The organism is Paenibacillus sacheonensis (genome assembly GCF_009909195.1).
In the GTDB taxonomy this organism is placed as follows: domain Bacteria; phylum Bacillota; class Bacilli; order Paenibacillales; family Paenibacillaceae; genus Paenibacillus_Z; species Paenibacillus_Z sacheonensis.
This window is the reverse complement of record NZ_JAAAMU010000005.1, coordinates 368,636-390,400: the sequence shown is the minus strand read 5'-3', so window position 1 is coordinate 390,400 and position 21,765 is coordinate 368,636. Positions and strand designations below refer to the sequence as shown.

Genomic DNA, 21,765 nt, shown 5'->3' with positions numbered 1-21,765 from the left:
GGTTTTTTTCGTTGATGAAATCATGGATTAGGGGAAAGAAAGCGTTAGGCTTACTGGCCGTATCGCTCGCATTGCTGATAGCTGCCGGATGTCAAGCGCTGAACGGCGTGGATTTCAATGCCATGCTGAAACAATCGCTCGGCACAAGCTCCTTCGAAGGCTCCACGACGATCGAGATCAAGCTGCTGCCGAATGACGAGGACGTCTCGGATGAGGCAAGCTCCGCGGAGACGGAGGAAATGCTGGACTTGCTGTCGGACGTCAAGCTGCAGCTCGACGAAGTGAAGTCGAGCGAGGCAAAGGGCATGTCCGCGAAGGGGAGCCTGTCGCTTGGCGAATTACATATCCCGTTCGAAGTGAAGACGAACAATGAAACGGCCGAGCTGGTATTGGCAGGCGCCCGCCAGCCGATTCGGATTCAATTGACGGATGAGTCGGCCGCAGCGGCCGGCCAGCCCGAGAACGAGACGCTCGCGCAAGCGCAGAAGCAGGTCATCGATGCGTTCAGCGGCTATGCCGTGGACAACATGCCGAATCCGGTCCACCTAAGCGTGCTGCCCGGACAAGAAAGCGTGAACGGGAGCACCCTCACCGGGATGAACGTCCATGCCGAGCTGAAGGGCACGGAGATCCTGGATTGGTTCAAATCGTACCTGACTGCGCTCATCGCGGACAAGGATGGCTTGGAGGCGATGCTGACCGGCTTGCTGGAAGCGGTCCAAAGCCAGTCGGCTCTGCTCGAAGAATCGCCTGCGGACAGTCTCTTCGGTTCGCTGCCGGAGGAAGACAAATCGGCAGCCGCGATCGATGACGCGGTCGATCAAATGATTGACGCGCTGACGGAGGCGCAGGCGAATATCGCAAAGTCCGAACAAGAAGATCCGGAAGGCAGGGACCGCTTGTTCAATGACGGCGTTTACGTGAAAGGCGACCTGTTCCTCGACGGCAAGCTGGATATCCGCAAGGCGGTCATCGAAGCCGGGGTTACCATTAATGACGAGGTGCCGGCGGCGATCGAGGAAAACGAGGATGCCGATTCGGACGAAGACTTCGGTTACGAAGATTCCTATATGACGGTGTCGCCGTTCAAAGGCCTCTGGATGAAGATCACGACGGAGCGTTGGAACGTGAACGGCGACGTTCAGCCGGAAGCGCCGTCGGCGGGAACGCCGGCATTGGACGCGGAGAAGCTGGGGGCCATGGAAGGCTACGAAGTGCTTCGTCAGTTCGACAGCGGCTCCGATATCTATCATCTGCTGCGCGAACAGGCACACATCAGCAAACAAACGGTCATGCTGAACACGGAGTACGGTCCTTATCAGCCGATCGTGACGCCTGGCGGGATCGCTCTCGTTCCGCTTCGCTACGCTGCCGAGGCTGTTGGCGCGCAGGTCCTGGAAGAGCGCGGCGGCGGGATCCGCGTGCTGGACGGCGCCACGAATACCGACATGCGCTTGAAAAAGGGCGGCGTCAATGCGATCATTAATGGCAAGACTGTAGCATGGCGGTTCCCGCTGACCGTCGTGAATGACATGACCTACGTACCGGCCCGCGATTTCGCGAATGCGATTGGCGCACAGGTGAGCTGGGAGCAGGATTACGACTCCAAGACGCTGATCCTTGTTCGTGAGCCGTAAGCAGAGGCTTTCGATCCCTATCGTCCCGCAACGGGCCGTGCTACGCCCATACAACCCGTTACAGGAGGAGAGATTCGCATGGAAATGATTAAGACAGATGAAGCATTCCGCAGTGCCGTGCAAGGAGATGGCGTGACGGTGGTGGTCTTCAAGACAACCTGGTGCCCGGATTGCCATTACATCGACCCGTTCATGCCGGATGTGGAAGCGGCGTACGGCGGCAAAATCCGATTCTTCCAGATCGACCGCGACGAGCTGCCGGATCTCTGCAGCGAGCTGAACATCTTGGGCATTCCGAGCTTCGTTGCCTTCAAGAACGGCGGCGAGCTTGTACGGTTCGTCAACAAACTCCGCAAATCGCGGGAAGAAATCGAGCAGTTTCTGGATCGCGCGCTTGAAGTGGCGGAAGCCCTTCAATCCTAGCCGAACGACCCTTCAGCGACGCCCGCCAAGCGGCATAACAGCCGTTTTGGCGGGCTTTCCGCGTTACGCCCGCGTTCACAGTTTGAACATGGTATTTGTCGAATTTGTTCGTTATAATGGGAGGTGATTCTTTCGGAAGTAAGGTGATGACATTGAACGCGAAACGCTATCGTGCGCTTGCGATCCTGACCTGCATCGGTATGTTCCTCGTGCTGATTGCGGGCGCATTGGTTACGAATACGGATTCCGGCCGCGGCTGCGGGACGGATTGGCCGCTATGCAACGGTAAATTCATTCCGGCGTACACCGTCGAGTCGTTAATCGAATATTCCCATCGTTTAATCAGCGGCGGGGTGGGCATGCTGGTTCTTGCGAGCTTTATTGCCACGCTGGTCTTATACCGCAAGGAGAAAGAACCGATCGTCTACGCATCGGGAGCAGGCCTCTTCACGCTGCTTCAGGCGCTGCTCGGTGCCGCTGCCGTCATCTGGCCGACAACGCCGCCCGTGCTGGCGCTGCATTTCGGAATCTCCATCTTGGCCTTTATGTTTACGCTTCTGCTCGTCATATGGACGTACCGCAAGAAACGCGGAACGGAGGCGGACAAGCCGCTTACGGCCATTCCGCGGCCGGTATTTTGGTTTTCGTTATTTATCCTCGTCTATAGCTATTGCGTCGTCTACTTGGGGGCATACGTCCGGCATACGGATTCGGGCGGCGGCTGCGAGGGCTGGCCGCTCTGCAACGGCGAGTTCGTTCCGGATCTGCATGGCGCGACGCTCTATGTGTTTATGCACCGCGTAGCCGCCGCCGTTCTGTTCGTCCTGGTCGGTCTGTTGACCTTGTACTTCAACCGCGTGAGCCAAGGTCACCCGGGATTGCGCAAGGAAATGACGGCTACGTTCGTGCTCATCTGCTGTCAAGTACTCAGCGGCGCGCTGCTCACGGCGACGATGCGCAATGACGATTGGTTCATCTTTACGAGCATCTTGCACAATATGATCGTATCCGCTCTGTTCGGCATTCTATGCGATTTTATGATTCGAGCCTGGAAATGGCGCGAAGGCCGGCCGCAGGCATAGGCCTTCCCCGCGGCTCAAGAGCATGGCTTCCGGGTAATGCAACCTGTTCGAGTATGGAGGAATGACGATGCTCCGCATGCTGTTTGGCGAGCCCCCGCGCAAGGACGAGGGCAAGCTGCTAGAGGCAACCCAAGCGATGGAGCGGTTTGCCGCTCTAATGTCCGGCCGCATCGAGCGCGGTCTCGACAATGACCATCTGCTGCGCAAATTTGAGATCTACACGCTCGGGCTGATTGCAGCGCTGGATGAGCTGGAGCAGAGCGTCTATGCCGCCGCCAAATTCGCTTCCATGGTGAAGTCCGAAACCGTCGAGGGCTTATCCGACGTGGAAGTCATGAACTACCGCCGCTACGTTTATTTCGATAAGAATGCATTTATCCGCTTGTTCTCCCTGTTGGATAAGCTCGGAACGCTGATGAACGATTCGCTTCGACTCGAAACGGAGCGGGTCAAGCCGCATTATTCGTATTTTACCGTCCTGCGCCGAATGTTGGACCGAAATGCCTATCCTGAATTAACCGCTGAGCTGCATAGACTCAAGGAAGAGGGCATGCAGGCGATGAACCGCCTGCGCAAGCGGCGCAATACGGAGATTCATTATATGAACTCCGAGATGCAGGATGACCTGAAGCAGAACCACGAAGCTTATTTCGAGCCGCATCGCCTGGAGGATCTATCGCAGCAGACGCAGGACCTTGCACAAATGATGGACTTCGTGCTGGATACGCTGAAGCTGACCTTTCATCATGCCTACAGCCAGTTCGAGCATTGAAGCTGACCTAGGAGGATGCCATGGAGCTGCAAGGAAGAACGGCCCTAATTACAGGAAGTGCCAAAGGCTTAGGCAAAATGACCGCGCTCGCCCTGGCCGCCATGGGCTGCGATATCGTGCTGAATTACGTGACCAGCGAGCAGGAGGCGCTGCAGCTGGCGGGAGAGATCGCGCAGCGCCATACGGTCAGGGCAACCGCGATCCGCGCGGATATCTCCGCGGCGGAGGATGTCGCCCTTCTGGCTTCGAAAGCGCTATCTTGGTCGCGGACCGGCAGCATCGACGTTCTCGTCAATAACGCGGGACCGTTCATTCGCGAGCGCCGGTTGTTTACGGAGTACGACGCAGCCGATATTACGGGGCTGGTGAACGGCAACCTGCTCGGCGTTATGCTGCTCGATCATCATATGCTACCGGGGATGCGGAGCCAGCAATGGGGACGCATCATCCATTTCGGGTTCGGCCATGCCGGGGAAGGCCGCGCTTGGCCGCACAGGGCGGTGTATGCCGCCGCGAAGACGGGACTTGTATCGTTCACGAAGACGCTGGCCGTCGAGGAGGCCGCCAACGGCATCACGGTACATATGGTCTGTCCCGGAGACATCCGGGGGATGAACAAGGAGCGTACGATCGCCGAAGTAGCGGAAGAGCGGGACGAGGAGTCGCCTCGCGGCCGGCCGGGCAGCGGGGAGGATATCGCGCGCGTGATCTCCTTCCTCTGTTTGCCCCAGTCCGATTATATGACCGGCAATATCGTGGATGTGACGGGCGGGTTCGATCCCATCAAAACGTCGATAAAGCCGTAAACTAGAAACCATGACCTTCAGTCGAAATAAGCCTTCAATCGCTGTTGTAATTCTTTTTTCCTGATTATCGAAGTGAGTAGATGTGGAAAACAGATTACAAAGGCGAACGCTTGAGGCGATTGGTTTGCGTTCACTGTCGGACGACAGGGAATGCAGCATTCGCCTACTTCGTAAGCATCATGTGCTTCCGGCTTCATTGCGACCTTCGGTCACTCTTAACTAACATTACAGGCTTGAAATAACTAAAACGCTAAACACCAAAATAAAACAAAAAGCGTCTTGCCGTTGGCAAGACGCTTTCATGTAAATAATGGGACAACAGGAAACAAGTTTTAGAAAACTTGCATAACCTCTTGTACGCCTTCGACTTCCTCGAGCAGTGCGCGTTCGATACCTGCTTTAAGCGTGATCGTCGAACTTGGGCAGCTGCCGCAAGCTCCCATCAAACGGAGCTTAACGATGCCATCCTCTACATCAACGAGTTCAACATCGCCGCCGTCGCGCTGCAAGAACGGGCGAAGCTTATCGAGAACGTCCAGTACTTCGTCATACATGGTGCTTTGTGCGTTTTCACTCATTGCAATCCACTCCTTTCTCCCCTATTATAGTACAAAGCAAGGCAATTGAAAATGGATATCAGAACAAGAGGCAAGGTGAGCCATCATGTTAAAACCGATTATTGAATTTTGTGCCAGCAATATGCATCACGGCACGGATAAGCTCATGAAGAAATTAGAAGCGAATCCGGATTATGAAGTCATTGAATATGGCTGCCTGGGCAATTGCGGCGAATGTTATCTCGTGCCGTTCGGCATGGTCGACGGCCAAATCGTCGCCGCCGAAACCATTGAAGAATTGGAAACGAAGCTTATGGATGAGATCGAAGAGCAGCAAGCGCTCCGCGAAGCGCTCGACCGGATCATTGACGATATGTAACACCCGCATGCAGCATGTGCATGGATGACGATTACCGTCCGGAACCGAAGCCGAGCTTGAGAATAGACGAGCGGAGCCGAAGCTATTCAAATAAAGTTATACGTACAGACGTTACCTCGATTAACCCATATGATGTTTGGACATCCAGAGGACGCCGCTTTTCACGAGGCGCGGCACGCGGCCCATCATCGTCGCGCGGCCCATTAGTCCGAAGCCGTCCTTCTTGCCCAGCGAGCCCAGCGTGCCCTTGAGCTTGATCTTGCCGAGCTTCGGCGTCTTGCCGCTCCAGATCGCCTGCATGACTTCCGCAACCTGCTTGCCTTGTCCTTCCGCTGCCTGCGCGCTTGGCGAGAAGGGCACGGAAGCGCAGTCGCCGACGATGAAGACTTCGTTGTAGTCGGGCAGCTGATGATATTCGTTAATGATCAGACGGCCTTGATTGTCCTTCGGCAGGTTCATGCGCTGCACGATCGCCACGGGCTGGATGCCTGCCGTCCAAACGGTCACATCGGACAAGATCGGACTCGAGTTATTCGCGTCATGCAGAACGCCTTCCTCCAGTTTATGCAGCGATACATGGCCTCGCATCTCCACCTCATGCTCGATAAACCACGACGATACGTATTGCTGCAGTTTGCCGGGGAATGCAGACAGGATGCTCGGACCGCGGTCGATAATACGAATGTTCAGGTCCGGACGGCTCTCGCGAAGCTCCGCGGCCACTTCCACGCCGCTTAAACCGCCGCCGACGATCGACACTTGGCCGTAAGGCTTCACGTCGTTCAAGGCCATATAGGTTTTGCGCGAAGCAGACATCGTCTGAATGCTGTTGGAGTATAATTCCGCCCCGTCGATGCCGTGGTACTTATCCGTGCAGCCCAGAGCAACGACGAGCCAATCGTACGACAGCGGTTCTTGTCCGGCCATGACGATATGCTTCTCGTCCAAATTGACGTCCGTCACTTCTCCGTAAGTCACGATCAGGCGCGGATCGGACGGGAATGCGACCCGCAGGTCGATTTCGGGCGACGTACCGGCAACCAGCGAGTAATATTCCGTTTTTAGGCCTTGGTAAGGCATGCGGTCGATAAGAACGACAACCGTATCGTCCGGCAGCTCGCCTTCAAGCAGTGCATGAGCAACCGTTAGTCCTCCGTAGCCACCGCCAAGAATAACGAATCGTTTCATTCCAATCCCAACTTTCTTTGTAGCATGTATGAGTGCTGTTCTGAATGGTTTTGTGTTGTAGTATGCGCACGACAGACCCTCGCAATGAGAACATCTCCTCGCGAAGGTCATGGGAATCGCTGTTTATTCGAAAACCTTAACCTCATTGTAGAACGTATCGCGTTCGACCGGAATGCGTCCTGCGCCTTTGATAAGCCAAATCAGGTCTTCGCGCGTAATGCCTTCGGGCGTCAGCGCGCCGGCTGCATGGCTGATGCGTTCTTTGACCATGGTACCGTGTACGTCGGAAGCGCCCATCGTCAACGCGACTTGCGTCAGCTGCGTGCCGATGTTGATGAAATAAGCTTTGATGTGCTGAATGTTATCCAGCATCAAGCGGCTGATGGCAATGGCCTTCAAATCGTCGAAAGCCGAATTGCGTCGGCGAATGCTCGCCTTCGGACTGATCGGCTGCATGGAGAGGGGAATGAAAACCTGGAAGCCGTTCGTCTCGTCCTGCAGCTCGCGGATTTGAAGCATGTGGTGGATGCGGTCTTCTTTCTTCTCGACGGAGCCGTAGAGCATCGTCGTATGCGTGCGAAGGCCGAGATTATGCGCCGTGCGATGAACCTCCAGGTACTGCGAGACGTCGGCTTTGTCGACGCGCATTTTTTTGCGGTACTCGTCCGACAAGATTTCGGCGCCGCCGCCGGTCAAGCTTTGCAGCCCTACGGCAATCAATTCTTGCAGCACTTCCTTGTAGCTTAATCCGCTGATGCGGGAGAAGAAGTCGATTTCCGCCGCCGTGTAGGCTTTCAACGCGACTTCGGGGAAGCGGTCGCTCAAGGCTTTCAGCGAATCCACGTAATATTGGAACGGTACGTGCGGATTATGGCCGCCGACGATATGGAACTCGCGAACGTCCGGGTGAATATGCTGTTCCACATAGGCGATCATCTCGGGTCCGCTCAGCGTATACGCGCCTTCTTGGCCTTCGTCCTTGCGGAAGTTGCAAAACGCGCAATGCGCTTCGCAGACGTTTGTGAAATACAAGCTCATATTTTCAATGAAATAGACCTTGCGTCCGTTCTTCTTCAGGTTCACCTCGTTGGCCATCTGTCCGATCGTCAGCAGATCGTCGGATTTATACAGGAACTCTCCGTCTTCTTGCGTGAGACGTTCGCCGGAACGAACCTTCTCCACGATGGCTTGCATTTGTTTTACTTCTGACGGTATTGCAACATTCATGACGGCTTCCTCCTAGTCCGCCGGGCACGCGCTTGCAGGTCCGGTGTTTGTAATAATGAAGAGAAATAATGACATGCAGCGTACAAATGATTACTTTGTGAAAAAAATTACTTATTCTTTCCCTAAAAAACCAGTTGATCAACTTTTCCCTATTATAAACCTCGGGCGACGCGGGCGGCAACTATTAACTCATACCAAGCCACCAAAGTGCTGGAAGAACCAGATTTTCATTCAGGCGGGGATTTTGAACAAGCGAGCAATTGAAGTACAATATAGGAAAGAGAAGCAATGTCGTTCGACATTGGAAATGAGGGACAACATGGCAAACACATACACCTATACCCGCAAAGAAGAAACGTTAAACGCGATTACGCACGGAATCGGCGCGGTGCTGAGCGTGGCTGCGCTGGTGCTGCTCATCGTATTCGCCGCGCTGAAGGGGAATGCCGAACATGTCGTCAGCTTCACGATCTATGGCACCATGATGCTTCTGCTGTACGTATCGTCTACGCTCGTGCACAGTTTTCCGGAAGGCCGGGCAAAAAAAGTCTTCGAAATCATGGATCATGCCTGCATCTATTTATTCATTGCCGGCACTTATACTCCGATCGTTCTGCATATGGTACAGGGCGCGGTCGGCTGGACGCTACTTGGCATCGTGTGGGGGCTTGCGCTCTGCGGCGTCGTATTCAAAATCTTCTATGCGTCGCGCTTCTTGTTCACGTCGACGATCGTCTATATTCTAATGGGGTGGATGATCGTATTCGTCTGGGGACCTCTGAAGGCGAACCTGGCTGAAGGCGGTCTGCATCTGCTCGTCGCCGGCGGGTTGTTATATACGGCGGGAACGGTATTTTACGTATGGCGGAGCTTCAAGCACCACCACGCGGTCTGGCATTTGTTCGTTCTTGGCGGTTCCGTGCTGCATTTCTTCGCGATCATGCTTTATGTGCTGCCGAGATAATGGGAGCAAAGGCGAAGCTGTTCCCGCAAAAACGCGCTAAACAAGGCTGTACGCTTATTGAGTCGCGGCCGGATGTGCAGTATACTTATACTATAGAAACGTAAGTAAGTCGCATGAGATGAGCGAAGGAGGATAAACCATGATTAATATCAGCGAGACGGCGAACGAGAAAATCAAAGAAATGCTGGCAGCCGAGGATGCGCCGGAATTGTTTCTGCGCGTCGGCGTGAAGGAAGGCGGCTGCAGCGGTTTCTCCTACAATATGGGATTCGACGACGAGCTTGCCGATTCCGACAAAGCTTTGGAGATGGACGGGTTGAAGGTTGTCGTGGACGCGGACAGCATCAAATATTTGAACGGTCTTCAAATCGACTTCAAGGAATCCGCCATGGGCGGGGGCTTCACCATCACGAACCCGAACGCGACGGCTACTTGCGGATGCGGATCGTCGTTCCGTACGGCAACGGAAGCAGGGAATCCTGCGGCAGAGCCTTGCTAAACGATCGTTCGCAAGCGAACGGTTCATGGTAAAACCCAAAAAGGAAGGCCCCCGCGAGCGGGGGCCTTCCTTTTTGCCGTATCTGTATGCCGTACAAGCTACTGCGCCGCAATCGCGCGAATCTCCGCCAGCGTCGCTTCGTCGAGCTTGATGTCAACCGCGGGGAGCACGCCAAGAATGTGGCTCGGCTTGCGGACGCCGACGATGGCGCTCGTCAGTGCGGGATGCGCCAAATCGTAAGCGATGGCAAGCTGCGGCAGCGTAATATCGAAGCGCGCCGCGACCTGCTTCAACTTCTCCGCTTTATCCACGTTGCCGCGCAGGCCTTCGCCGATATGCGCTTTGTTGCGCGAGCGCCAATCGTCCTCGCCGAAGGTCGTCTCGTACGTGTAGTTGCCGGAGAGCAGGCCGGACGTCAACGGGCTGTAAGCGACGACGCCGATTCCATTCGCTTGGCAGAAAGGAAGCAGTTCCTGTTCGGCTGCCGGGCGCAGAATGGAATACGGGGGCTGAAGAGAGTCGACATGACGCACGGTCAGAGATTGCCGAAGCTGCTCGGCGTTGTAATTGCTGACGCCGACGTATCTCACCTTGCCGTCCTGAACGAGCTTGTCCATTGCGCGCATCGTTTCTTCGGCCGGCACTTCGCTGTCCGGCCAGTGTACCTGATACAAGTCGATGACATCCGTTCCGAGCCGCTTCAGCGAAGCTTCTGCTTCGCGAATGACGGAATCGTATGCTCCGCTTCTCGTGACGCTGCCCGACTCATCCCAGACGAGGCCGCATTTCGTCGCGATAATGACGCGGTCCCGGTCGCCGCGAAGCGCTTGGCCAAGCACCTCCTCGGAGTGGCCGAGGCCATAAACGGCAGCGGTGTCATAGAACGTAACGCCTGCATCGAGCGCGGCGCGAATGCTCTCGATGGACTGATCGTCGTCTTGACTTCCCCAAGCGCTGGCCCAGCCGGCCCCTCCGATTGCCCAAGATCCGAAACCGATTACGGAGATAATAGGGCCGTTCTTGCCGAGTTTGCGATATTGCATGCGTTCATCATCCACCCTTCCTATGCGTTAATTCCATTATAGTAGACGTCAACGCGGAAAGAAACGTAAGGAATTGTATAATGGAAGCCGCGGTTGTCGAATCATGCTCGCTTCGCCGCTTAATAGCAATGCTTCTTCCTTGTCCATTGTCTTAGGAATAAACGCCAACCTCTATCAGCCTATTAAATCAGGCGAGTTAACCATATCAATCATCCAAGAGATAGTTGATTACGAGGCATATGCTGTCCTATAGCACGTCACCAAGGGGAGGACCACGACATGGGGAATGAATCGGGAAGGCAGCTGGCTAGCAAGTGGGCAAAGACGGAGGCGCTGTTGTCTCATGCGCAGATTGCGCCGCATATCCCGCCGACTCGGATGTTCACGCGCGATAACTTGAGCAGCATGCTGAATCAGCACAGCATGGTCGTCGTTAAGCCGGTGAAAGGGGCGGGAGGACACGGAGTCATCAAGGTAACGCGGGAAGGCGGCAGCTATCGCTACACGTATTACTCCAAGACGAACAGCTTTCATAGCTTCGAGGGGCTCTATAAGTCGCTGAACGCCAAACGAGGCAACCGCAGATATTTGATTCAAAAAGGCATTCGCTTAGCGACGATCGCAGGCAGGCCGATCGATTACCGCGTGAAATACGTCAAGCAGCCCGAGGGACATTGGAACATTACCGCCATTGTCGGCCGCTTGGCCAAACCTGGACTATTCGTGACGAATATATGCCGCGGAGGCACGCTGCTCAGCGGTTCCGAAGGCATCCGCCGTTCGTTCTCGAGCGCGTCCGTCGGACCGAAGAAGCGGGAAATGCGAACGCTTACGCAGTTGTCGACGGAAGTGCTGGAAAGCCGGTTCCCGGGGATGGGAACGCTTGGTTTCGACTACGGCATCGATACGAGCGGGAAAATATGGATTTTCGAAGTGAATACGAGACCGCAGTAATTGTTAACCTAATTTAATATATTCGATTGATAGACTTATAGAGGCTCATTAAAGTTTTTTATCGAAATGGTTCATCATCAGCCTGTGCATAAAAGTATCCACAAATTCCCATCGGTATTTCCTGTTTATTCGACCTTTATTCACATCCTGCACACAAGCTGTCCACAGTAGGATGTGGATAGTCGGAACGCTTGTTCTATCCTCTGGGGACATGCTAAGATGAACGGGAAGTAAGAGGAAGGGGGGCAGTGGATATGGAACAACTGTCGGATGAATTGCTGCTCGATGCGTATATTGCCGCGAACAAATATAACTTGGAGCCCGAATTTATCGAAATGCTGGAAGTCGAACTTCTACGCAGGCAGATCAGTCCAGACGCCTACCGCAACACTGCCTAACACTTCACGCTCCGCAAGGTTCAAGGCCATTTTTGGACAAAGGCTTGATAGGCTGCATCGCATTGACGACAATATACGACATGACCGCACCTTTGAGCCGACAACCCGATCCCGGAAGAAGACATCGTCACTGCAATCTCTTCCATGACATCATCCGGCTGATAAGGGGCATAAGGACCCGTAAAATCGACTGCCCGCCCTAAATCATCGGTTTGCACCGCGCAGGTAGGACATTGAACATGCAACTGTTCCAAGCCGTTGCAAATAGGACATAGCATATGAAAAGGGTAACCTCCTTAGCTGTGCGCGTAATGATCGCGGACGTCGGCTATAGGTAGGTTACCCTTTTTTATTGGAATTACTTCGCGGATACCTGGCGTGTCGGAGGCCTACAGCTTCATGTTACTGCTGTGTCCCGGCGAAAGCTTGGCGGTCGGATCGACGTATACCTTGGCGTTGTTGATTGCGGTAGGCGCTTCGCCGAAACCGACGGCGATGAGCTTTAGTTTGCCGGGATAGGTCGTAATATCCCCTGCCGCGAATATGCCGGGGATGCTGGATTCCATACGGGAATCGACGATGATGCTGCCGCCGTCGATTTCAAGTCCCCATTCGGCGATCGGGCCGAGCGACGAGACGAAGCCGAAGTTAACGATGACGGCATCCGTGTCAAGCTCCTTGATCTCGGAAGTCTTGACGTGCTGGAGCGTGATGCCTTCGATACGGTCCGTGCCTTTCAGGGCGGCAAGCTCATAAGGAGTCAGCACGCTAACGGTCGACTTGACCAGATTCTCCACGCTGTGCTCATGCGCCCTGAATTTATCGCGGCGGTGGACGAGCGTCACGCTGGCTGCAATCGGCTCCAGCATAAGCGCCCAGTCCACCGCCGAATCGCCCCCGCCGGTCACGATGACATGCCTTCCGCGGAACTGACTCAGGTCGCTGATGAAGTAATGCAAGTTTCGCTGTTCGAATCGGGACGCCTCGCCCAGCTCCAGCCGGCGCGGTTCGAATGCGCCGACCCCGGCGGTAATGATGACCGATTTGGCGTAATGCGTCGTTTTGTCCGTGAGGATGGCGAAGTCGCGCTCGTCCCGCTTCACGACTTCCAGCACCTTCTCTTCCAAATGGATCTCCGGCTTGAACAGATCCATCTGCTTCTTTAACTGCTCGACAAGCTCGCCGGCGGTTATCTTCGGGAAGCCGGCTACGTCGTAAATATGCTTCTCGGGGTAAAGCGCCGCGAGCTGACCGCCTAACTGGGGCATACTTTCAATAATCTTAACGGAAGCCTGGCGCATGCCGCCGTAAAATGCGGCGAACATGCCGGCAGGACCGCCTCCGATAATCGCGATATCGACCTGAGGGGAAGCAGGAGAACTTGACACGGTTGACACCTCCAAAAAATTGGAAATCGGGAATGAAAAGAAGCCGCTCTTTCTGTTCATTATATAGGGTCGACAAGCCGCTTTGAAATAAGAAAATTGGATGTTATTCTAAAGATTTTCGTATATTTTACCCTTGAAGTTTTCAGAAAAAATTTGTATCATGTGTGGTATTAGTAATGGGTTTGTCGAAAGGCGACTGGCTTTTCTCATAAATAAATGAACAGTGAGAACCACACACTACAGGCAAGAATTGTTAGATTATTGCCTGTTTTTCCGTGTTTGTGTAATTTTTCACATTCCTAGAAAGAAAAGACTTAACGAATGGATGGGATTCTGGATGAGCAACATACCGAAAATTGTTATCTTGGGTGCCGGTTACGGCGGTATCCTGACAGCGCTTCGGCTACAGAAAGAACTAAACTATAATGAAGCCGACGTCACGCTCGTCAATAAGCACGACTATCACTATTTCACGACTCATCTGCATATGCCTGCCGCAGGTACGGACAAGACGGAAAATGCGCGCGTGAGCATTTCGAAGCTGATCGATGAATTTAAAATTGACTTCGTCAAATCGACGGTCGTGCAAATCCGGACGCAGGACAAGAAGGTCATCCTCGAGGATGGCACGCTTTCCTATGACTACCTCGTCATCGGTCTTGGCGGGGAGCCGGAGACGTTCGGAATCCCAGGTATGCTTGAACATGCGATGAACATCCGCAGCATCAACTCGGTCCGCTTGATCCGCGAGCACATCGAATATCAATTCGCGCGCTACAAGCGCGAGCCGCACCGCACGGATTACCTGACCTTCGTGGTCGGCGGCGCAGGCTTCACCGGCATTGAATTCGTAGGCGAGCTTGCCGACCGGATTCCCGAGCTTTGCAAACAGAACGACGTGGATCCGTCACTCGTCAAAATATATAATGTCGAAGCCGCTCCTTCGGCTCTCCCGGGCTTCGATCCGGAACTCGTCGAATATGCCATGGCGGTGCTGACGAAGAAGGGGGTAACGTTCCGCATCGGAACGGCCATCAAAGAATGCACGGCAGACGGCGTCGTCGTAGGCGACAACGAAGAAATCCGCTCGGCCACGGTCATCTGGGCGGCCGGCGTGCGCGGCAACCGTCTGATCGAAGAAGCCGGCATCGAAACGATGCGCGGACGCGTGAAGGTAGATGAATTCCTTCGCGTGCCGGGCCAAGAGAACATTTATGTGGTGGGCGACAATTCCCTTATGTTCAATCCGGAAGGCCGTCCCTATCCGCCAACCGCCCAAATCGCGATGCAGCAAGGCGTCGTTTGCGCGCATAACCTGGTCGCGTCCATTCGCAACCAGCCGCAGAAGAAATTCGAGTTCAAGAACAAAGGCACGGTGGCATCCTTGGGCAAAGGCGAAGCCGTCGGACTGGCATTCGGCAAGAAATACAAAGGTAGAGTGGCAGCTTGGCTGAAGAAAGCAATCGATATTCGCTACCTCTACACGATCGGTGGCATTACGCTCGTGGTTCGTAAAGGTAAATTCCTGTAATGCGCCACTGCAGCGTGCAAGTCCGCGGGCTGCTGCTGCGCGAGGAACTGGACCGTTACAATGCGCTGATGGAGGTCGGTTCGTTCCTGGAGTCGCAGAATCGGTATGATCTGGCCTATATCGTTCAGAAGGAAGTCGACATTCTCATCCTGCCCGCGATCGAGCGGCTAAAGGAAAAGGGCAGGGAACGCGACCGTCAAACGGAAGCGTACCTGGAAGCGAAGCGCCTGCTCGAAGACGAGGACGACGAGGACTAACGGCAAGCGGTACGAAACGAAATAAAAGCGGATGGGATGCCCGAAGGCGTTCCATCCGCTTTTTTGCGTTGCATTCCCGCTGCTTGCCATATTGCTATTTGATGCCGAACAGTTCTCCAAGCTTCTCTTCCGTCAGACGGTTGCCGACGTAGAAGTCGCCGAAATCGCCGAAGCGCGCGCTTACTTCGTCGAAGCGCATCTCATATACGAGTTTCTTGAATTGCAGCGCGTCGTCGGCGAAGAGCGTAACGCCCCATTCCCAGTTGTCGAAGCCGACGGAGCCCGTAATGATTTGCTTCACTTTGCCGGCGTACGTGCGGCCGATCATGCCGTGGCTGCGCATCATCGTCTTGCGCTCGTCCATGGAGAGCATGTACCAGTTGTCGTTGCCTTCGCGTCGTTTGTTCATCGGATAGAAGCAGATATGGTTCCATTTCGGAAGAATCGGCTTCAAGCGCGCGAGGATCTCCGGATTTTGCATCGGGTCGGTGCCAGGCTGCGCCATGTAGTTGCTAAGCTCGACGATGCTCACGTAAGAATGCGCCGGAATCGTGAATTGCGCGAACGTGGATTTGTTGAATGCATTCTCGATGGCGTTCAGCTCGTCCAGCGTCTCGCGCAGATGCATCAGCACGAAGTCGGCCTTCTGGCCGACGATGGAATAGAACGCCGTGCTGCCTTGCTTGTTATCTTCAACGGACTGCCATTCTTTCAGAAACGCGTGGAGATCGTCGAGCGCCATTTGGCGTTCTGCTTCCTCTGCCGCTGTCCAGGCCATCCAATCGATGGAGCGGAAATCATGCAGCGCATACCAGCCTTCCAGCGTTTGAGCCGCTTCACTCATAGTTCATCTCTCCCTACTCTTCGGAAGCGCAAACCGCCATAAAAAGACGGCGTCACACGCTTCATCTTGTCGCTTACATTGTATCGTAACGGCGCGAAGAAGAGCAAATGGCGGACTTGTGACAACATGGCGACAGAAATTGACTTCCAATCGGCCATCTACTACACTATTTGTAGCGAAAGGGGAAGAGTTTCCACATGAATTCAGACGTTACTATTTTGCAGTTGGTTATCGCGACTGTATTATTTTTTGTCATGATGTTCGGAATCGGGTTCATCTTGAACATGCTGCTCAAAACGACCTTTTTTCCGATTTATTTATTCATTATCGTACTCGTGCCTGTCTTCATCTGGCAGACCTGGGACGATACGAAGACGTTCGGCGGTAATTTCACATCCTTTACGTTCGTCGACATTTTGCCCGGCGTCGGCGCACTTATCGGCGCTTATGTCAGCGGTGCGACCATTCGGCTGCTGCGGCGCGGCGGCTATAAAATGTTTTAGGATGAAAGAACGGCTGGCGGTACGGCCATACTAAGGAAAACGCGCGTCAGCAGATGACGGAGGCAGTCATGCCCCCGGCACCGCTTGATTGGTCGCGGAACCGAGGTGAGGGTCTGTGCCGTTTTTTCATATTGGAGATGTAGCTTTGCACGTTCATGAGCCGGCAGGCAGCGGTAGTGGCGGAACGGTCGTTTGCGTTCATCCGCCTTGCTTGACGAGCCGGCTGTTTTCCGGCATCGAGGATCAATTGATGGGCGGGCATCAGGTCGTTCGCTGGGATATTCGCGGTCACGGTTCCAGCGAGAGCGGAAGCGGCAGGCTGAGCTTGGCGATGATCGCGGAGGATATGAGGCGGCTGCTGGATGAGCTGGGCGTCAAGCAGGCATACGTTTGCGCCTACGGTGCCGGTTCTTTCCCGGCGCTGACGGCGCTGCTGCTGCATCCGGACCGGTTCATCGGCGGCATGCTGCTGTCGGGAAGCGCGTCGTACACCGACATTCGGAGCCGCTCCAGGCTTCAGGCGTCCTATATATCGAGCATTTTGGCGCCCAAAGACCCGATTGCGTTCAAAGCGGCTTGGAACGAAGCGCGCACGCGGTCGGAATTCGAAGCGCTGCGCTCGGAAGCCCGGCTGGGAGACGCGGCTAGATGGCGCGACTACACGGCCGCTTGCTTGGAGAGCGGGTTGGAACGCCGGGTCCGCCAGATCAAGCAGCCGGTTCTGCTGCTGTACGGCGCGAAGGATACGCTTGGCGGCCAGTACGCCGGCAGGCTGCATCGTCTCCTGCCTCAGAGCGAGCTGTACGGGATTATCGGCGCGAAGGGGCAGCTGGCGACGCATGAGCCGATTACGACATCTTTCGTCATGTCCCAGTGGATGGCCAAGCAGGAGCATCCGGAGCTTGCCGATACGCACGAGGAGCGGGAAGCGCTGCTGCGGGAGCTGGCCGAGCACGGGGTCAAGGAAGCCGGAGAACGAGGGCTGATTCACTGAGAGGAGAGGGAAAATTCCCTTCGCAAGGGGGGATTTTCTTTTTTTGCGTCCGGAAAAACCGAAGCTTTTATGATAAACTAGTTACAAGAATACGAGGCGGATGGAGTCGAGAATGAATGCGGATAGGCAGCTTGCACCAATTTACTGAACATCACCGCTATTACGCCTTTCGCGATTTTTCGCTAAGCGCCGTGGACCGTAAAATGGTCGGTCTGATCTATCAGCCGATGGTAGGCGCATTTGCCGCGGGGCTCTATCAACTGCTCTATCAGCAGGTGGCGGATGATCGCGTAGGTTACTCGGCGCTCGAGCCGCAGCGCAGGCTGCTGCTTGGCTTGGGACTCGAGATGAATGAACGCGGCAGGCAGGAGCTCGTCAACCAGGCTTCGCGTCTGGAGGCCGTTGGCCTTCTGCAGGTGACGAGGCTGGGCGTGCCCGACAACGACGACGTCGTGTATGAATATGAAGTGGCGAAGCCGCTCTCGCCGGACGAATTCTTCGGCAGCCCGCATCTGACGCTGCTGCTCCGGGACAAGGTAGGCAAACATTCCGTGATCGCGCTGCGCGAATCCTTCTATGCGAAGGAAGACGACGAGCTGGCAGGCGCCGAGCTGACGCGCGAAAATATATCCGTGCCCTTCTACGAGCTGTTCCGTTTGAATACGCAGGGCATCGATCTGGAGCTGGAACAGGCGCTTACGGAGGTCGCGCCGGCAAGGCAGGCAGCGCCGAAGCTGCCGCAGACGGAGACGGCGGGCATTCAATACGGCGAGATTATTATGCGTTTCCCGCGCAATTCCGGCAACCGGTCGCATGTCGAACGGCTGCGAGGCAACGAAGAGGCGCTTGCGCAGTTGAATTACGTGGCGTACAAATACAGCCTGACCGTCGTGGATCTGGTGCGGCTGCTTGACGAGGACGAGGTGTTCTCATCGCGGGGAGAGCTGCTGGTGGACGAGCTGCAGCTGCGCGGCAATCAGTTGTTCCGTCAGGACCGCAAGCGGAAGGACGAGCGCCAACGGATCTATGGCCGCATGGAAGCCGTCAAGGCGGACAACGGCAAGGGCGAGAGCAGCGACGACATGCCGGAAGAAGTGGCCGTTCAGGCCGAGTTCTATATGGAAGTGCCCGCGCAGCTGGCAGGCCGCTGCGACATTCATCAATATAACATGCTGATGCGCAATGAGCCGCATACCCGGTTTATCGCCCGATTCTTTCCCGGTGCCGTTCCGGAATGGCTGATGCGGGTATTTGAAGTCATCGATCATAATTATAAGCTTCAAGGCGCCGTCATTAACGTACTTATTCATTACGTATTAGGTCAGAACGATTCGCAGCGCGTTACGAAGACGTATATTGACGCCGTCGCTTCCAACATGCTGGTGAAGGGCGTGGATTCCTTCGAACGGGCGGTCGGCTACGTCAGGGAACAAGCGAAAGTCGAGCAAGAGAAGGAACGCCGCCGCGAGGGCGGCGGTTCGGCTGCGGCGCCGAGAAGAAGCGGAGGCGCCGCAGCGGCGAAGGGCGGCAGACGCAAGCCGCTTATTCCGGTCATGCCGGAGTCGTCGGGCGGGGCGCAGCTCACGGCGGACGAGATGGAAGAGATCCGCCGGATGGCGCGGAAGCTGGACGGAAAATCGACGTAAGAACGAGGTGAAGCAACGATGGCGATGGAATCGCTGGGTGATCTGCTGAAGGCAATGCCGGGCGGCAGGGACATGAAGCAGCACGCCGATAAATTAATGGCCGAGCTGATGGAGGACCCGCTGGTCGGGATGCTTCGCTCGAAATATCCGGAGCTGGACGAGCGGACGATCCGTCTTAACCTGAACCGTATCTATCAATGCACCAAGGAATATCGGAATTGCTCGAATTGCCCGGGACTCGACCAGTGTCCCAATGACTTCGAGGGCCATTATACCGAATTAAGCTGCGAGACGACCGGCAGTCTCGTGCAGTTGAACGACCGCAAGGTCTCCTGCAAGAAGCTCATCGCGAGACAGAGCGAGGATCGGATCCGAACTCGGATTCGCAGCTTTTATATCGATGAGCGGGCACTGTCGAAAGGCTATTCCGCCGACGAAATCGTCTCCAAGGACCTGGAGCGGATGAAGGCGGTCGGCCAGGTCATCAGTTACATCAACCGGACCAAGGATGAAGGCCTTCAAGCCGAAGGCATGTATCTGACGGGCTCCTTCGGAACGGGCAAGACGTTCCTGATGTGCTATATGCTGCATGAACTGGCGAAGGCGGGCTTTACTGGCGCGATCGTCTACATGCCCGAATTCGTCGAGGACATGAAGTCGCTTATGCTGGAGCAGGGAAAAGTGAAAGAGACGGTCGAGATCATGAAGGAAACCGACCTGCTCATCTTCGACGACATCGGAGCGGAGAACCTGAACCCGTGGGTGCGGGATCATGTGCTTGGCGCGATCCTGAATTATCGGATGAACCGCAAGCCGACGTTCTACACGTCCAATTACGGCTTGGAGGATCTCGAGCAGCATCTCAGCTTCACGAACAAGGAAGGCGAAGACCTGCACAAGGGTCAGCGGTTGATGGACCGGATTCGCCCCTACGTGCAGCAGGTCCACGTGACGGGGCATAACAAGCGAGGCCGTTGATCGCGATGCTTGCGCGGTACGCTGCGACGACGCGGCGTTAATCATTGAATCGCTTTGCGCTTGAAAACGTAAATAGCCTGCCGCTGCACAATCGCAGCGGCAGGCTATTTGACGTTAACGCGAGCAAGGCGGAACTATTTTACGCCGAATAACAGGTTATACAGCACTTTGGCGGCCTCCGCGCGGATCGCGTTGTCCCGCGGCGCAAAGCGCCCGTCGCCGCTGCCGGACATCAGTCCGGCGTGGATGGCGTTCTGAACGTCTTCTTTCGCCCAGGCGCTGATTGATTTTGCGTCTTTAAAGGCAGCGAGATCCGAGGAGGAGCCGGCTGCCGAGCCGCCGCTTCGTTTCTCGTACAAGCGAACGATCATGATGGCCATTTGCTCGCGCGTTATGGCCTTGCCGGGCTCGAACTTGCCGTTCCCGGTGCCGGTGACGATTCCGTTCTCGGCTGCGGCGGCAACGTCTTCGGCATACCAGCTGCCCGCCTTGACGTCATTGAACGGCGCCGCTGAGGAAGCTTTCAGCTCCAGCGCCCGTGCCAGCATGGCGGCGAATTCGGCGCGCGTGACGTTCGCCTTCGGGCCGAACTTGTCGGCGGAGATGCCTTGCACGATATGCTTCGCCGTCAGCTCCCGGATGATTCCCGATGCCCAGTAGGATGCGGGAACATCGGAGAAAGCCTTCGTATAAGCGAATACGCCGTAGCTGCTGAAATGGCTGACATCGGCGCTGATCGTGCGGTCCTTCACCGTGCCGCCGATATAGTCGACCGCGCCGTTATCCGCGACGTAATAGATCCCGGCAAGGCGGAAGTCCGCGTCGGCAGGAAGCTGCAGCTGCAGCTGGATCGGCTTCGCGAACGTACTCAGCGTCTTCTCGGTGCCGTCCTTGAAGGCGATGCCGAGCGAGATCTGTACGACGGGGCCTTGCGGGGTCAATCCGGAAGCGGCCGTGCCGGCCTTGTTAAGAAGGGCGGCCGCCTCGCTGTCCGTCAGCGTCTTGACCTTTAACGTGATGCTTGCCTCGGCGTCGCTTCCGGCTAAGTCAGCCAAGGCGCTCAGCACGGCTTGCGGCAAGGTTACGGCGCCCTCGGGCAGAAGGATGCGCAGACTGCTGTCGCCGATCGTACGGCCGACTGCCGGCGGAAACCGAATATCCAGCTCGGCCGCTTTCGTCTTGGAGGCGTCCAGCGTCGCCGAACCGTTCACGGGCGCGGACACATCGGACAAGCCGAGCTTCACTTGAATGACGGACGGATTAGTCGGCGTCGTCGGTTGTCCGGGATCAACCGGCACGCTCGGACCCGTGCTGCCGGAAACCGCAGCGAACGTACGGGTGGAGACGTCGCTGCCCTTACCGGCGATAATACGGTACGTACCGCCTGCCGTCGTATCGCTCGGCATCGTGAACGTGACTTCGTACCGTCCGCCGCTTGCTGCTGCGATATCGAAGAACAGAACCGTGTCGTCCGGATTCAGCACCTTGACGATGACTTCCGAAGCATTCGTCGTGCCGCCGATCGTGACTTTGCCGCCGGCTGCCGCATCGGCGACGGGATCAATCAAGGTGCCCGCTGCGGCAGTCGCAGACGATTCCGCGGCGAAGGCCGCGGAAGGAACGGAGGCCGGAATCGCGAGCGCCAGGGTCAGCGCCGCGAGGAGGATTGCTTTTCTCTTCAACGATGATGCTCCT

General features: G+C 55.7%; 23 protein-coding genes. 16 read left to right on the top strand and 7 right to left on the bottom strand.

Going from position 1 to position 21,765, the window contains the following annotated elements; translation table 11 throughout:
* Positions 1-14 precede the first annotated feature (14 nt).
* From GT003_RS12360 to GT003_RS12340, 5 genes are all read left to right on the top strand, one after another.
* Entirely contained in the window at positions 15-1,637 is a 1,623-nt protein-coding gene (locus GT003_RS12360) for a copper amine oxidase N-terminal domain-containing protein (RefSeq protein WP_161697975.1), read from the top strand.
* Between the two features lie 78 nt (positions 1,638-1,715).
* Positions 1,716-2,060 carry a thioredoxin family protein gene (locus tag GT003_RS12355; RefSeq protein ID WP_161697973.1) on the top strand — a complete coding sequence of 115 codons (345 nt, stop codon included), beginning with the start codon at positions 1,716-1,718 and terminating at the stop codon, positions 2,058-2,060.
* 146 nt (positions 2,061-2,206) lie between these two features.
* Positions 2,207-3,142 carry a COX15/CtaA family protein gene (locus GT003_RS12350; RefSeq protein WP_338045985.1) on the top strand — a complete coding sequence of 312 codons (936 nt, stop codon included), beginning with the start codon at positions 2,207-2,209 and terminating at the stop codon, positions 3,140-3,142.
* Positions 3,143-3,209: 67 nt separating this feature from the next.
* The gene (locus GT003_RS12345; RefSeq protein ID WP_161697971.1) at positions 3,210-3,914 is read left to right on the top strand and encodes a Cthe_2314 family HEPN domain-containing protein; all 705 of its coding nucleotides are present in this window, start codon (positions 3,210-3,212) and stop codon (positions 3,912-3,914) included.
* Between the two features lie 26 nt (positions 3,915-3,940).
* Positions 3,941-4,720, top strand: a complete 780-nt coding sequence (locus tag GT003_RS12340; protein WP_161698290.1) for an SDR family oxidoreductase — start codon at positions 3,941-3,943, stop codon at positions 4,718-4,720.
* Between the two features lie 332 nt (positions 4,721-5,052).
* On the opposite strand, the gene GT003_RS12335 is transcribed toward GT003_RS12340, so the two are convergent.
* Positions 5,053-5,298, bottom strand: coding sequence for a NifU family protein (locus tag GT003_RS12335; RefSeq protein WP_048744982.1), 246 nt, complete (start codon positions 5,296-5,298; stop codon positions 5,053-5,055).
* An 85-nt stretch (positions 5,299-5,383) separates the two neighbouring features.
* On the opposite strand from GT003_RS12335, the gene GT003_RS12330 reads away from it, so the two are divergent.
* Entirely contained in the window at positions 5,384-5,656 is a 273-nt protein-coding gene (locus GT003_RS12330) for a YuzB family protein (protein WP_161697969.1), read from the top strand.
* A gap of 120 nt (positions 5,657-5,776) precedes the next feature.
* On the opposite strand, the gene GT003_RS12325 is transcribed toward GT003_RS12330, so the two are convergent.
* Positions 5,777-6,844, bottom strand: a complete 1,068-nt coding sequence (locus GT003_RS12325; protein WP_161697967.1) for an NAD(P)/FAD-dependent oxidoreductase — start codon at positions 6,842-6,844, stop codon at positions 5,777-5,779.
* Positions 6,845-6,967: 123 nt separating this feature from the next.
* Entirely contained in the window at positions 6,968-8,071 is a 1,104-nt protein-coding gene (mqnE, locus tag GT003_RS12320) for an aminofutalosine synthase MqnE (protein WP_161697965.1), read from the bottom strand.
* A 319-nt stretch (positions 8,072-8,390) separates the two neighbouring features.
* Between mqnE and trhA the strand changes: the two genes are divergently transcribed.
* Positions 8,391-9,035 carry a PAQR family membrane homeostasis protein TrhA gene (trhA, locus tag GT003_RS12315; RefSeq protein ID WP_161697963.1) on the top strand — a complete coding sequence of 215 codons (645 nt, stop codon included), beginning with the start codon at positions 8,391-8,393 and terminating at the stop codon, positions 9,033-9,035.
* 139 nt (positions 9,036-9,174) lie between these two features.
* Positions 9,175-9,534, top strand: coding sequence for an iron-sulfur cluster insertion protein ErpA (gene erpA / locus GT003_RS12310; protein WP_161697961.1), 360 nt, complete (start codon positions 9,175-9,177; stop codon positions 9,532-9,534).
* A 98-nt stretch (positions 9,535-9,632) separates the two neighbouring features.
* Here erpA and GT003_RS12305 read toward each other — a convergent pair whose 3' ends face one another.
* Positions 9,633-10,577: an aldo/keto reductase gene (locus GT003_RS12305; RefSeq protein ID WP_161697959.1), complete on the bottom strand. Its 945-nt coding sequence runs from the start codon at positions 10,575-10,577 to the stop codon at positions 9,633-9,635.
* Between the two features lie 279 nt (positions 10,578-10,856).
* On the opposite strand from GT003_RS12305, the gene GT003_RS12300 reads away from it, so the two are divergent.
* Complete coding sequence (locus GT003_RS12300) at positions 10,857-11,531, top strand: YheC/YheD family protein (RefSeq protein ID WP_161697957.1); 675 nt, start codon at positions 10,857-10,859, stop codon at positions 11,529-11,531.
* A 254-nt stretch (positions 11,532-11,785) separates the two neighbouring features.
* On the top strand, positions 11,786-11,929 hold the full coding sequence (gene sda / locus GT003_RS12295) for a sporulation histidine kinase inhibitor Sda (RefSeq protein ID WP_161697955.1): 144 nt from the start codon (positions 11,786-11,788) through the stop codon (positions 11,927-11,929).
* 389 nt (positions 11,930-12,318) lie between these two features.
* Here sda and GT003_RS12290 read toward each other — a convergent pair whose 3' ends face one another.
* The gene (locus GT003_RS12290) at positions 12,319-13,317 is read right to left on the bottom strand and encodes an NAD(P)/FAD-dependent oxidoreductase (RefSeq protein WP_338045986.1); all 999 of its coding nucleotides are present in this window, start codon (positions 13,315-13,317) and stop codon (positions 12,319-12,321) included.
* A gap of 337 nt (positions 13,318-13,654) precedes the next feature.
* On the opposite strand from GT003_RS12290, the gene GT003_RS12285 reads away from it, so the two are divergent.
* Together GT003_RS12285 and GT003_RS12280 are read left to right on the top strand one after the other, a co-directional pair.
* Positions 13,655-14,848 carry an NAD(P)/FAD-dependent oxidoreductase gene (locus GT003_RS12285; protein WP_161697951.1) on the top strand — a complete coding sequence of 398 codons (1,194 nt, stop codon included), beginning with the start codon at positions 13,655-13,657 and terminating at the stop codon, positions 14,846-14,848.
* On the top strand, positions 14,848-15,105 hold the full coding sequence (locus tag GT003_RS12280) for a hypothetical protein (RefSeq protein WP_161697949.1): 258 nt from the start codon (positions 14,848-14,850) through the stop codon (positions 15,103-15,105). The genes GT003_RS12285 and GT003_RS12280 overlap by 1 nt, the downstream gene beginning before the upstream one ends.
* Before the next feature lie 94 nt (positions 15,106-15,199).
* Here the strand turns inward: GT003_RS12280 and hemQ are convergent, their stop codons facing one another.
* Entirely contained in the window at positions 15,200-15,949 is a 750-nt protein-coding gene (hemQ, locus tag GT003_RS12275; RefSeq protein WP_161697947.1) for a hydrogen peroxide-dependent heme synthase, read from the bottom strand.
* Positions 15,950-16,146: 197 nt separating this feature from the next.
* Between hemQ and GT003_RS12270 the strand changes: the two genes are divergently transcribed.
* The 4 genes from GT003_RS12270 (at position 16,147) to dnaI (ending at position 20,070) form a co-directional block, all read left to right on the top strand.
* Positions 16,147-16,452, top strand: a complete 306-nt coding sequence (locus GT003_RS12270; RefSeq protein WP_161697945.1) for a YuiB family protein — start codon at positions 16,147-16,149, stop codon at positions 16,450-16,452.
* Positions 16,453-16,597: 145 nt separating this feature from the next.
* Positions 16,598-17,446, top strand: coding sequence for an alpha/beta fold hydrolase (locus GT003_RS12265; RefSeq protein WP_161697943.1), 849 nt, complete (start codon positions 16,598-16,600; stop codon positions 17,444-17,446).
* Positions 17,447-17,562: 116 nt separating this feature from the next.
* Positions 17,563-19,092, top strand: a complete 1,530-nt coding sequence (locus tag GT003_RS12260) for a replication initiation and membrane attachment family protein (RefSeq protein WP_161697941.1) — start codon at positions 17,563-17,565, stop codon at positions 19,090-19,092.
* Positions 19,093-19,116: 24 nt separating this feature from the next.
* Entirely contained in the window at positions 19,117-20,070 is a 954-nt protein-coding gene (dnaI, locus tag GT003_RS12255) for a primosomal protein DnaI (protein WP_161698287.1), read from the top strand.
* 134 nt (positions 20,071-20,204) lie between these two features.
* On the opposite strand, the gene GT003_RS12250 is transcribed toward dnaI, so the two are convergent.
* Positions 20,205-21,752, bottom strand: coding sequence for an S-layer homology domain-containing protein (locus GT003_RS12250; protein ID WP_161697939.1), 1,548 nt, complete (start codon positions 21,750-21,752; stop codon positions 20,205-20,207).
* Positions 21,753-21,765 lie beyond the last annotated feature (13 nt).